Annotated in this window: 10 protein-coding genes and 2 pseudogenes; all 12 read right to left on the bottom strand. The window is 57.6% G+C overall.

What is annotated here, in order from left to right:
• Positions 1 to 2 precede the first annotated feature (2 nt).
• Positions 3 to 1,343: a type VI secretion system baseplate subunit TssK gene (gene tssK / locus EBB79_RS23905; protein ID WP_127751504.1), complete on the bottom strand. Its 1,341-nt coding sequence runs from the start codon at positions 1,341 to 1,343 to the stop codon at positions 3 to 5.
• 42 nt (positions 1,344 to 1,385) lie between these two features.
• Positions 1,386 to 2,933 (bottom strand): type VI secretion system-associated FHA domain protein TagH, encoded by a 1,548-nt coding sequence (gene tagH / locus EBB79_RS23900; RefSeq protein WP_127751503.1) that lies wholly within the window; start codon positions 2,931 to 2,933, stop codon positions 1,386 to 1,388.
• A gap of 8 nt (positions 2,934 to 2,941) precedes the next feature.
• Positions 2,942 to 3,133 carry a PAAR domain-containing protein gene (locus EBB79_RS25205; protein ID WP_238705188.1) on the bottom strand — a complete coding sequence of 64 codons (192 nt, stop codon included), beginning with the start codon at positions 3,131 to 3,133 and terminating at the stop codon, positions 2,942 to 2,944.
• A 126-nt stretch (positions 3,134 to 3,259) separates the two neighbouring features.
• Entirely contained in the window at positions 3,260 to 3,862 is a 603-nt protein-coding gene (locus EBB79_RS23890) for a DUF6931 family protein (RefSeq protein ID WP_127751502.1), read from the bottom strand.
• 9 nt (positions 3,863 to 3,871) lie between these two features.
• Positions 3,872 to 5,968 (bottom strand): annotated as a pseudogene (locus tag EBB79_RS25820) (type VI secretion system Vgr family protein).
• 62 nt (positions 5,969 to 6,030) lie between these two features.
• A complete protein-coding gene (locus EBB79_RS23880; RefSeq protein WP_127751501.1) occupies positions 6,031 to 7,569 on the bottom strand; it encodes a type VI secretion system contractile sheath domain-containing protein in 1,539 nt (512 codons plus the stop codon).
• Complete coding sequence (locus EBB79_RS23875; protein ID WP_127751500.1) at positions 7,566 to 7,976, bottom strand: hypothetical protein; 411 nt, start codon at positions 7,974 to 7,976, stop codon at positions 7,566 to 7,568. Before EBB79_RS23875 ends, EBB79_RS23880 begins: the two co-directional genes overlap by 4 nt.
• Before the next feature lie 32 nt (positions 7,977 to 8,008).
• On the bottom strand, positions 8,009 to 8,158 hold the full coding sequence (locus tag EBB79_RS24625) for a hypothetical protein (protein ID WP_164860918.1): 150 nt from the start codon (positions 8,156 to 8,158) through the stop codon (positions 8,009 to 8,011).
• A gap of 183 nt (positions 8,159 to 8,341) precedes the next feature.
• Entirely contained in the window at positions 8,342 to 8,704 is a 363-nt protein-coding gene (locus tag EBB79_RS23870; protein WP_127751499.1) for a hypothetical protein, read from the bottom strand.
• A gap of 602 nt (positions 8,705 to 9,306) precedes the next feature.
• Positions 9,307 to 9,780 (bottom strand): annotated as a pseudogene (gene tssB, locus EBB79_RS25525) (type VI secretion system contractile sheath small subunit); the annotation flags it as partial.
• Positions 9,770 to 10,351 carry an ion transporter gene (locus EBB79_RS23860; protein WP_274594874.1) on the bottom strand — a complete coding sequence of 194 codons (582 nt, stop codon included), beginning with the start codon at positions 10,349 to 10,351 and terminating at the stop codon, positions 9,770 to 9,772. The pseudogene tssB and the gene EBB79_RS23860, both read right to left, overlap by 11 nt.
• A 329-nt stretch (positions 10,352 to 10,680) precedes the next feature.
• The gene (locus EBB79_RS23855) at positions 10,681 to 11,928 is read right to left on the bottom strand and encodes a hypothetical protein (protein WP_164860924.1); all 1,248 of its coding nucleotides are present in this window, start codon (positions 11,926 to 11,928) and stop codon (positions 10,681 to 10,683) included.

Genomic DNA, 11,928 nt, shown 5'->3' with positions numbered 1-11,928 from the left:
TCTCAATTGTTGCGAATGGCCCATAGTTCCATCTTCAGCCCGGGAAACTGCCCGGATACATGAACCGCGATCCCACCCGAGGTGGTCATCTTGCCCCAGTATGGGCTGTCACCGTCCATTTCAAAGTATACCACACCGGCGTGATAGGGGATCTGGCGCGGCGCCACTGGTAAGGGCCGCAGAGTGATCCCGGGCAGCGCCGAGTTGACCAACTGGCGGATTTCCTCGACCGGGCCGATCTTGGCCTGACCGGCAAAATGCCGACGCACGTCCTCGGCGGGGATCTCGGCGTTTACCGCCAGCACAAAGCCCGCGTTGCCCAGCAGTTTGCGGTCAGCAATGACGCCAACCGAAATACCGTATTTGCGCGCCTCCAGTTTGATCGCAATCGCCGTCTGTTCCAGAACCGAGCTAAGGTATTGCCGCAGCGTCCGAATGACCGGCGCAAAACAGGCGCTTAGATTGTCATGCGTATAGGGCGGAAATTGCGGCACCTGCTTATCCGCAGCCATAAACACCGACAACTCACCCGCCAGGGCCACACAGGTGGCAAAAAAGGTTTCAGGGTGAAGGTTTTCGATCTGGGCCATGTGGCGAACAACCGGCAACATCCGGTTGACCACCATCAACAGCATGAAATCCGACACCTCAGCGACGCCACGGGCATTGCCGCCTTCGGCCAGCCGCCCTGCCAGCGCCTCCATCCGGTGGGCCAGCAGGCCTTCCAACTCGCGCAGAAAGCCAGACAAAGCCGGGGCTGCCCGCACATCCAGGCACGAGGGAATAAAGGCCTGATCCAGAATGATCTCTTTGTCCGCCCGCACCTCGATGATGCGGGCCACCGGCACAGCCAAGCGGTCGGCCAGATCGTCGACCTCAAGCGCGAATTGCAGGCGCATCTTGCCGACGTCCAGATCCACTGGCTTGCGTTCACTGCTGGTGACATCGCTGACTTCTTGCTTGGAGGGGCGCAAACGGCTGGCCGACATTTCGGCCCCAGACAGGTCCACCTCGGCAGCCCCCTGACGCCGTTGTGGAACCGTCAGATAGACGATGCAATCTTTGACTGTTGTTGGCACCTCCATCGCCGGCGGATGCGGGTCCGCCATCGGCACCCGAAACACGGTGCCGTCATGGGTCAAACCCTCGCAGCCTTTCAGGGCGAATTGGCCAACTTTCAGGGCCTCATGATCAATTTCCAGCCCGTTCACACCCCAGGCATAGGGACGCATGCGGCGCGCCAGCCCGGTGACCAATGCCTCGGTATAGCGGTCCGACTGCTGGAAATGATGCGGCTGCAAAAACAGCCCCTCGGTCCAAAGCACTTTACTGTCCCAGGACACCTGGCTCTCCTCTTCATAACGTAGGTCAACGCAACCGCGTGATTATTTCTTTAGTCGGTCCAATTGCTGTTTATAGGCCCGCGAAAACTCGCGACTGAACAGTTCATGAAAATCATTTTCAGCCTGATCCGAGATCTCGGAGTATAGCCGTTCATAGACATCCCAATAGCGCGCCTTTTTGCCTTTCAGCAGGCCGGTAATTCCGCCGTCGGTTTGGATTTGGGTTTCCAGCACTTTGGGATCCAAACGCGCCAATACACCTTTTAGCGCCGCTTCCATGCCAGTCATCATCGCCACTTCATGCGCCTTGATATCATTCAGGGCCTGTTCGGCGGCGGTTTCCGGGCTCAGGTAGCCCCGCGTTGCCGGCAGCACCATCGCCTCCATCGCCTGTTCCGGAGTAATGGAAAATTTCAACGGATTATTGCCACCCGCCGAGATCATGGTCTGTTCGATCCGGAACTCGGATTTGATCGAGGCCCGGGTCATCAGGATTTCGCGCAAGCCAGTGACCAGCGTGCGCATAACCCGTCCCATTCGGGCCATTGTGTTCAGCTGATCTTCGGGCTTGATCTCCAGGTCTTCGGCGCCCAGCCCCCCCAAGAAAGCGTCAAGTGCCGCCATTTGGTCCGTGCTGTTGCCGTCCGATGGTGGGCTCGCCTGCTCTGCAACAAGATCACCATTTGGCTGGGTGACAACCGCTGCAGCCGCCGGCGTTGGGGCGGCCGGTGCGGGTGATGTCGGTTGCGGCGCCGGCGGTGCCATAGCGACCTGATCAGAGGGTTCCAAGAACGGATCTTCAGTTGCGGGCGCCGGGGCCACTGGCGTTGGCGTTGGCGTTGGCGTTGGCGTTGGCGTTGGCGTTGGCGTTGGCGTTGGCGTTGAAACATCACCTATGCCCGACAGAAAGTCATCATCCCAATCGTCCGGAATCGATGCTGGGGCCTGCGCCTGTTGTGGTGCAAAAGCATCCTGAGCCGAGGCATTGTGGCTGGGCAGGCTTGCCCCCTCGCCCTCGCGTCCGTCCGATGATTTCTGGAAAAACGGATCTTCGTCTTCGCCCATGGGGGGCAGCAGATCATCAATCGGATCAGCGGGGTTCATCTGCGACGGGCCGGTGGGTGCGGATCCCCCCAGCAGATCATCCAGAAAGTCGCCACCCGGCCCGACATCGTCCAGCAGGTCCATCGGATCCGGCGCGTGCGCGGCATTCCCGTGCGAGATCTGGTCCTGTGCGACAGGGGCGGCAATCATATCGCCTACCTCCGCCAGTTCATCGCGGATTTCGACCACCATCTCGTAGTTTCCGATGCACAGCACATCGCCGTTGTTCAATGGGGTCGGCGTCCGTCCCAGCGGGATCTTGGAGTAGTTCAGAAAGGTGCCGTTTGAACTGAGATCCACCACCACGACATTGCCATTGTGGTCTTCGATCACACAATGCGTGCGCGACAGCAACTGGTCGGGATCTGGCAGCACCAGATCATTGCTGTTGCCCCGTCCCACCGTCAGACTGGGCCCCCGCATCGGCACCGGTGCGGAATCCCCGGGAATGGATCCTGAACTTTGAAATTTTAGTGTCACACCCATAAGTGGCGTTACCCTCCGACCAAAACAGTAAACTCACCTTTGACGATCATGCCACCGCAGGCGGCATTGTCCAAAATGCGCGCCGCCGGAAGACCACTTATCAAAACAGTCCCCGAGCCTTTGGCAATTGGGTGCGGCGGGACCGCAAGAACCATATCTGTAACCCGCGCGGCCGGTAATTTGCCGACCAGAACGGTCACAGCGCAGGGCGGTATGATAGAATCGGCACCGGCAACACAGGCGGCGGCGGTGTCGTCGGCAACAGGCAGGCATGTAGATCCGTTAGACGTGCTTGGGGCATTCCCATGGCTTAACCTTCCTTCTCGCTATGTGTTGTCGTTAGCGGGTTGAACAGAGTCCGCTTGCCCATTGCCACCGCGCCCAATATTCACGGCCCGCTCCACCAAAATCTGGCCATGCTCTTCAAACTTATCAGACAATTCCGACAAGGCTACCATATTCATGGCAAAGGCCGCAGTTTCCGAGGCCCCAGCCGGAGCCGGGTATTGTTTCAGATCCCCCGGCCCCAACGTGCCATCCGCATAAAGAACCGCCAGCGCGCAATTGACCGTGTCATCATCAACATAGGCGTGGTCCAGTGTCATCCGCGCGGCATCCCGGTTTGCATCCGAGGGCTCGTAGACCCAGGCCTCGGATGCGGTGAGCGAAGGCGGGTCATTGTCCGAACGCGGGCCAATATAGTCCCGCGCTGCCAAGCAGGCCCACCAGACCCGTTCCCGCGGAGGCAGCAATATCGCAAGCAAGCGCAACAGATCCACTAGGGCACCTTTGTCGCTCAGCTCCTGCAGCACCTCAGAGGCCCCTGCAGTTGGCGGCGCCTCCAGTGGTGTTTTCAATAAGACATTGGCCCGTGACAGCAGTTTGGCCACGGGATCAGTTGGCATTTTTACCAGGTCATTAAACGTCATCAGTCCCACCTAGTTAATCATCGTCAGACCACCCTTAAGGGTCAGCATTGCGTCTCCCTTAACGGTCGTCATTGGGGCCTTGGCTTCAACCATTGCTGTGCCTTCGACCTTGATCATTGGCCCTTTGATTGTCACGCCTGAATTATCAATCTTGATCGACGACCCGCCAACCGTAAGCAAAATTTCAATGGCTGCCGTCATCTCAATTTTACCCGCGCTGACGTCGACCGTCATATTACCGGTCTTCACGGTCGTCGCGTCATCGCCGGTGATGGTTTTGGTGTGCTTACCTTCGATCGTCTGGGTCTTGTCGGTCTTGATTTCAATTTCCTGACTGCCGGTCTCGATGGTGAAATAGTGGTCCCCATCCAGCAGTGTCTCGGTTACGTGCTGCTTGACGACACGGCTTACACAGCCGTCTTCATCATGGGCACCGGCGTCTATCTCGTCCAGACCAACGGTCTCGACCGACTTGTTTTTGACCAGCATCTGATGATCTTTTTGCGCCTGCACACGCATCAGTTCGGCGTCTTTCTTGTCCTCGAACATCCACTCGTTGTAGCCGCCGCCGCCCTTGGACGAGTTGGTCTTGAACCCCATCTGGGTTTGATCGTCCGGGTAGGTATAAGGCGGCATGGTGTCCTTGTTGTACAACATGCCGGTGCAGATTGGCCGGTCCGGATCACCCTCTTCGAACTGAATGACCACCTCTTGGTCGATGCGCGGCACCGCCACCATGCCCCAGCCCTTACCGGACCAGGGTGTCACCACCCGCACAAAGCATGAGGACTTTTCGTCATTCTCGCCTTCGCGGTCCCAATGGAACTGCACCTTGATCTGGCCATGTTCATTGGTCCAGATTTCTTCGCCGCTTGGCCCCGTCACGGTGGCCGTATGCAACCCGGAAATTTCGGGCCAGGGTGTGGTCAGTGGGGCCCGGTACTGGTCCTGTTTTGGAATTGCCCCAAAGGTCGATGCATAGGCGTCCCCTTTCATCTCTTCGGGGAAATCCATATTCGCAGCCTTCAGATCATGGCGCATCTCACCGCTGTTCTGAGGTCGTTTCCTTTGAGTTTCACGCTCGGCAAAATCGCCGGCCACCTGAAGGTAATGCACGCAGTCCACCACCAGATATTCGGCATTGGCCTCCTTTTCCGGGTGGTTTTTCAACTTGAACGTATAACCGGTTGCCAGCCCCCGCACACTGGAGGCCCCGCGCCAGCGTTTGTGCCGGATCGCCTCGGCCTCCATCCGGACCCGCGCCTGAGTATTGCCCAATCCGGTGTTCTTGCGATAATGGCCCGTAATCATAAACCTCATAACTCTTGTGGTTATGAGTGCCTTTTTCGATTTTGTTGTTCACTTTCAGATCGGCAGAGGGCGACAGAAAATCGAAATCGTTCAGCGTGACCTTGCCCCGCGTCAGAATCTCCTCGCGACCCCATTCGGCAATGTGATCCTTGCGCCGCCGGTCCGCATCATCGCGCGCGTGGAACTCAACCGTGGACGAGCCACTGATCGGAGAATGACCACTGACCCCATCACACAACAGCAGTTTTCGGGCGAATTTTTGTCGCTTGTACTGTCAAAGTAGTAATAGATCCCCTCTTCCTCCATCAGGCGGCAGATGAAATCAAAGTCGCTTTCCCGGTATTGAAGGCAATATTCACGCGACTCGTAACTGCCGCTCAGGCGGTCCCTGAAATCGCTGAATCCATGCTCGTTAAGCAGCTGCTTGATGATGTCGACCGCCGACAGGTTCTGAAACACCCGGCAATCCTGGGTCCGCGTCAGCAGCCAGAACCAAGGGCGCACCTCGGCGACGTAATGGCCATATCCATCCCGCATCCCAAGGTTTTCAACCGAGATACACAGGCCCGAATATTTCTGATCCGTGCCATCATCAGTCATCACGTGCAGGTTCATGGTTTGGCCGACAATCTGGTCCAGCTTCACCGCCTTGTTCTTGCACTGAAATTCGACTGTGGTCTCGGTCAGCTTACTAAGGCCTTCGCGAATAATCGCCCGTTTCAAGAGCAGATCGCGGACCTTATAGCTGCCGGTCATCCAGACAATGCTATGCTCATGTGGTTTACTTTCAGCCATGGCACCTACTTTCACCGGGCAAATCCGGGCGCAAAAATACATTGAAATGTTTATTGCTAACATCATAAATCGTCCAACAAGGCTGCGAGATCAGCGTCTATATCGTCGTCGTCAGCATCACCGTCAGCATCACTATCGTCGCCAAACCCAGCCAGAAGAGCGTCAAGATCTTCCAGCCCAGTATCATCATCATCCCCACCCAGGTCCAGATCTTCTAGACCCAAATCATCAAGATCATCGCCAGCTGGCGCCGCTGCAGCAGCAGGCGTTGGATCTGGCGGCGAGGGTTTTGGCGCCGGGGCGCCGGTCCACGGTCCCAGAATTTCCTGACCCGCCAGTGACCCAAACGAGGTCAGGCGGATCTCGTCGCGCCCTTTGACGGCCGACACCGCCATAAAGCCACGCTCTTGCGCCAGCGCGATTTTGTCGAGATTGATATTACGCTCGGTGCAGGGCAGCGCCACCTGATCCCCGAAGCGGTCGTTGACATAATGAAACGGGATATCGCCCAGCGACATGATCTGCCCCAGCCCCATCGACGCCCCATTCTGTTTGAACGAACGCGCCAACAGGATCGCCGCCAGCACCACCGGGTTGGCCCAAAGCATCCCGCGCAGGCCTTCGCTTTCGGTGAATTCCTCAAACTGAAACTCATAGATCGGCTCGCTGTTGGCCCCATAGGGGCGCCGCAGCATAAAGCGGGGTGACACCAGACCCAAATGCCCGGCCTCTGCCATTCCGCGCAGGGTATCCCAGGCCTTGGCCACCACGCCGGGCAACTTGTCTTTCTCGGTCTCCAGAAAGACGGGAGAGATCCCGGCCAGGAAGGGCGCATCCACATGCGCCGCCACCCGCGCGATCCGACCCAGCAATTCCGCATGGGGTGGGGTTTCCTCAAACTGATACAACCCGATCAGCGCCGAATATCCACCGCGTCCGTTTTCCTCATCCAGGGGTTCTTCGGTCAGCAATCTGACAAAGCCACTGTCGCTCAGGTCCTCGGTTGCGGTCAAATCTGCGGCCAGCTCCTCGGCCGAAATATCATAGAGCATGACGTCCAACGTGTCGTCGTCTTCAACCGATCGGGCGATCAGATCCAGCGAGCGCCACTGCGCCTCAAGCGACTGGAACTCTGGGTGGTGCAGCACCATGCGCATCGCATCCGTCAGCGCCTCGTCCACGGCCCCAATCATCGCAGTCACATCGGCGTCGGGCAGCGCCCGGATATGCGGCCCCACCACGCGCGCCAGCAAATCCTGCACCGGCGAGGCTTGCCCTAACTGGTTCTCGGCATCGCCAACCAACAGCTGGAACGCGCTGAGCCGACAATCCGCAGGCACGGCATTGCCGCCCGATCGCGGTTTCGGGGGCTTGACGCGGGTGCCGTGTTTTTCGCCCCAGTCCTGCAGTGTCTTGGCCGCATGGTCCGCGGTGACACCGCTTTGCAACTGCTTGCGCAGCCCGACCAGCTCTGAGAACAGTTCTACGTTTTCATATAATTCGTCCGGATGCAGGTCATCCAACCCGCCCAGTTTCACCGCCATGCCAGCGCCATCCTTGCCAATCGGCAACAGCAGTTCGGTGGCAAAGCTTTCGATCACATCTTCGACGGTATCCGGATCCAGAATGACCGCGCGTCGCGCCGCCAGATCATCGCCAATCTCGACACTCCCTTTGCCGCCCGCCCCGAGAAATCCCCAAGGATCGCCAGACGGAACCGCTTACGCTGCAATTTCTGCGGCTCAGGCCGGTCACTGCTCATAGTGCCATAGGCAAATTCCGGATCGTCGCTTGGACTTGGTTTCACTGTCTCTGCACCGCTGTCTGTCGCACTGTCAGCCCCAGCGTCGCTTTCGCCGTCGTCCACGCTGTCCAACCCGCCCAAAAGAGCGTCTAAATCGTCACCCGCCTCTTCGGCGTCCTCGGATGTATCGTCATCCAATGACCCCAACAAATCGTCCAAATTCAGATCATCGCTATCGTCATCAGCAGTGCTGTCGTCGGCCAACAAACTGTCCAGCCCGCTGTCATCCTCATCTGTTAAGTCCCCAGCAAGTCGTCCAGACCATCAGTGTCGTCCAGTGCAGGTGCTGCATCGTCATCGAGATCGGCGAATAGTCCATCCAGATCGTCCGCGCCCGCATCGTCCGAACTGGTATCGTCCGACAAATCGCCCAACAGGTCATCCAATCCCGTGTCATCTTCATCCGAGATCTCAGGCGCCTCGGCCGTGGGGTGTCATCTAAGGCGTCCAGATCTCCCAGAAGGGCGTCCAGCCCATCTGCATCCACAGGCTCATCCGGTTCGGTCACGGCCAAATCACCCAGATCGCCCAATATATCATCAACACCACCCTCGGATGCTACCGCGTCATCAGGAGCCTCCAAGCTGCCCAGCACATCTGCCAACAGATCCTCTTCTGGCGTTTCGTTGACGCTCTCCGCCGCCCAACAGATCCGCCAGTTCATCAGCACCGGTGTCCTCCTCCTCGGCCACGTCCTGCGCCGCAAGGTCGCCGAGGATATCCGCGCCGTCATCTTCCGGTGTCTCGGCTATCTCAACCGCAGCCAGGCTCTCAAGTGCATCGTCGGAACTGGTATCCTCGACCTCGGCCACGTCCTGCGCCGCAAGCTCGCCGAGAATATCCGCGCCGTCATCCTCTGGTGTCTCGGCTATCTCAACCGCCGCCAGACTTTCGAGCGCATCGTCGGAACTGGTGTCCTCGACCTCGGCCACGTCCTGCGCTGCAAGCTCGCAAGGATATCCGCGCCGTCATCCTCTGGTGTCTCGGCAATCTCGACCGCAGCCAGACTTTCGAGTGCATCGTCGGAACTGGTGTCGACCTCCTCGGCCACGTCCTGCGCCGCAAGCTCGCCGAGAATATCCGCGCCGTCATCCTCTGGTGTCTCGGCTATCTCAACCGCCGCCAGACTTTCGAGCGCATCGTCGGAACTGGTGTCCTCGACCTCGGCCACGTCCTGCGCTGCAAGCTCGCCAAGGATATCCGCGCTGTCGTCTTCCGGTGTCTCGGCAATCTCGACCGCAGCCAGACTTTCAAGCGCATCGTCGGAACTGGTGTCTTCCTCCTCTACTATCTTTTGGGCTGCGAGGGCATCCAGCACCCCGGCGCTGTCGTCTTTTGCTACCTCTTCGATCTCAACCGCCGCCAGACTTGACAATGCCGAGCCCAGATCATCTGACTGCGGAACATCCTGCGGGGCCTGCGCGCGCAAGCCAGCCAATATATCGCTGCTTTGGTCGACCTCGGCCTCGGGCAGATCCGCGCCGCGTAGACTGGACAATGCCGCCTCCATGCCTGCCCCCGCGTCCGGCCCGTCAGCGGACAAGGCCGACAACAGGCTGGTATCACCCAGAATTTTCTCGATCAGCGCCTCGGCTCCGGATTTGCCATCCATATAAGCCATCAGATTGCTCAACTGGCTGCGCGCCTCGAGCAATGGCGCCAGGCTGTCCACCTTGGCGGCGATGGCCCCGGGCGAGAAATCAGACATCTTTTCAAAGGTCAGATCGATTGCCAGATTGCCCTCGCCGGTCAATGTATTGGGCACCGTAAAGGCGGCGCGTGGGGCCATGGCCTTCATGCGGTCGTCAAAGTTATCGACGTCTATTTCCAAAACTTGCGATCCGCCACCGTCGGCTGCGCCACCTGGATTTACCAACCAGATCGCTCATCACCCCCATGACAAAGGGCAGCTGCACCTTTTCTCGGCACCGTATAGCTCCACATCATATTCGATCTGCACGCGCGGCGCACGATTGCGGGCAATAAATTTTTGCGAGCTATCCGCCATTTGACTCTCCCCGGGCTGCCAACAATTCGGCGCGGAGTGACCGGATTTCTTCGCGCAATTCTATCACATGCGCGTCGACAATATCCGTTTCCGTCCGCACCAATTCGCGCAGTTTTTCATTCCCTCGGCGTCGTCCTCCACAGCGGTCTGCATGGTATTGACCAGCAAACCGATGAACAGGTTCAGCACCGAGAACGCCGTGATCACAATAAAGGGCACAAAAGATCCAGGCCATTGGATAGACCAGCATCACTGGCCGCACGATCCCCATCGACCAGCTTTCCAGCGTCATGATCTGGAACAAGGAATACAAAGATCGGCCCAGCGTGCCGAACCATTCATCAAATGCCGCACCGTACATCAGCGTCGCCATCACCGCGAAGACGTAATAGACAATCGACAGCATCACGATGACCGCGCCCATGCCGGGCAAGGCGTCCAGCAACGCCTGCACCACAGCCCGCATCTGCGGCACCACCGACAGCAATCGCAATGCCCGCAACACCCGTAGCCCGCGCAGCGCCGACAGGCCCTGTTTGTCAGGCAGCACGCCAACCGAAACCACCAGCAAGTCAAAATATTCCAGGCCGACGCAAAGAACCGCCAGCCATAGGCAAACAATTTTAGCACCAGCTCAGCGACAAAACCACCAATACCGCGCGGTCGATCACCCACAGAAGCCCGCCAATCTGCTCCGTCACTGAAGACGATGTGCTTAGCCCGAGAGTGATCGCATTAAAATGATGATCCCAAGAATTGAATTCCTGACGCTGTCACGCTCGACAAAGGCACGGGCACGATCGCGCAGTGTTGCATCCTGAAGTTGCGTAACCATACCGGTGCCTCCATGATCAATGTGCAAGCGGTGCGTGACACACCCGCCCGCGTTATTTACTGCCATCAGGCGGCGTCAAAGACTGTGCCATCCAGCACCTTGCTGGTGATTTTGTCATAGACATATCCGCCAGCTGCGCCGCCAACGCCCAAAGCCAGATCCTTGGATTTGGTTGCAATCGAATTGCCGTCCAGCGGCGACAACGCGAGGGCCGCAAACTTCAGCCCTTCACGGAACACCTTGAGCGCCTTGGGATCTTTGATCGACAATTCGCTGACCCGCTTCATCAGCTGCTTGATAGAGTCGGCCCACTTGCGCGTATCTGCATACATCGTCTGAATATCAGTGATCGCTTTTTGTACCTTTTGGTAACTGGGATCCAACGCAGTATCGAGCGCGTTTCGGATCATGACCAGCTGGCCTTTCTTGTCCTTGATCGGATGCTTCTTGAGCTTGGCGGCCACTTCGGCCAGAAACTCCTTTTTGAGCTTATCCTGCTCTTTCAGGATCTTATTCAGATTTTTCGACAGGTCATGCACCTTGACGATCATCTGGGCATATTTGGCCTTCAGTGTTTCAGCAGCCCCTTCGCAGGTTTTCACTGAAGGCTGAGAGACTCCTAGAAATTCTTGGAAAATTGCCGCCGAAACTTCATTGGTGGCATTCAGCGCTTTGTTTGACGCTGCCTTTTCGACCACCAGCAGGTTCTTCACCAAAATCGCCTTGGCCTGGTCAATGTTGACCGCCAATTTGCCAATATCCGTCGCCAGGGACACCCCGGATTTTATCAGGCCGATAATACCAAACGCCGCGCCTGCACCGCCGGAAAACGGCGATGTTGCCATTGCTGCAATACTCACCGCCAGTCCGGCCAAGGTCCCCGCGATTGAGGCGAAAATCTTGATCTTAAACGACTTCCATTCCTTGCGCTTGCTTTGCAACTTGACCCAGGTTGCCTGCACCCCCTGTTTGGCAGCCGCTTCAGCCACCTTAATGTCGTTCTTGATCGCGTCGTTCAGACCGGAAAGCTGCTTTTTCATGTCCTTCTCAGAGGCGCCTTTGGCGACCATCTGCACAAACAGCTTGTCGAAAACTTTGCACTTCTGTTCGATAGTTTTCTTGGTCTGGTCCAGAATCTCACTTGCCTGAGATTGGAATTCCTGTTGCAAAAGAGGGTCTTTTCCGGCCTCTTTTGCTATCTTTTTGTCCAGCTCCACCTCAACTTTAAATGAAAGTTTCGGCGGCTCTACCATCTCTAAGCCAGACACTTTTATCTCGACGTTCTTCACGTCCATTATCGTTTGTTTAGCCAT

This window comes from Parasedimentitalea marina (assembly GCF_004006175.1).
Taxonomy (GTDB): Bacteria; Pseudomonadota; Alphaproteobacteria; order Rhodobacterales; family Rhodobacteraceae; genus Parasedimentitalea; species Parasedimentitalea marina.
Note: the sequence above shows the minus strand (reverse complement) of the source record. Positions and strands in the feature narration are given on the sequence as shown.

Excerpts from the sequence above, each read along its gene's own strand:
- tagH (WP_127751503.1), bottom strand. The coding sequence starts at position 2,933 with ATGGGTGTGACACTAAAATTTCAAAGTTCAGGATCCATTCCCGGGGAT.
- EBB79_RS23890 (WP_127751502.1), bottom strand. The coding sequence starts at position 3,862 with ATGACGTTTAATGACCTGGTAAAAATGCCAACTGATCCCGTGGCCAAA.
- EBB79_RS23855 (WP_164860924.1), bottom strand. The coding sequence starts at position 11,928 with ATGGCTAAACAAACGATAATGGACGTGAAGAACGTCGAGATAAAAGTG.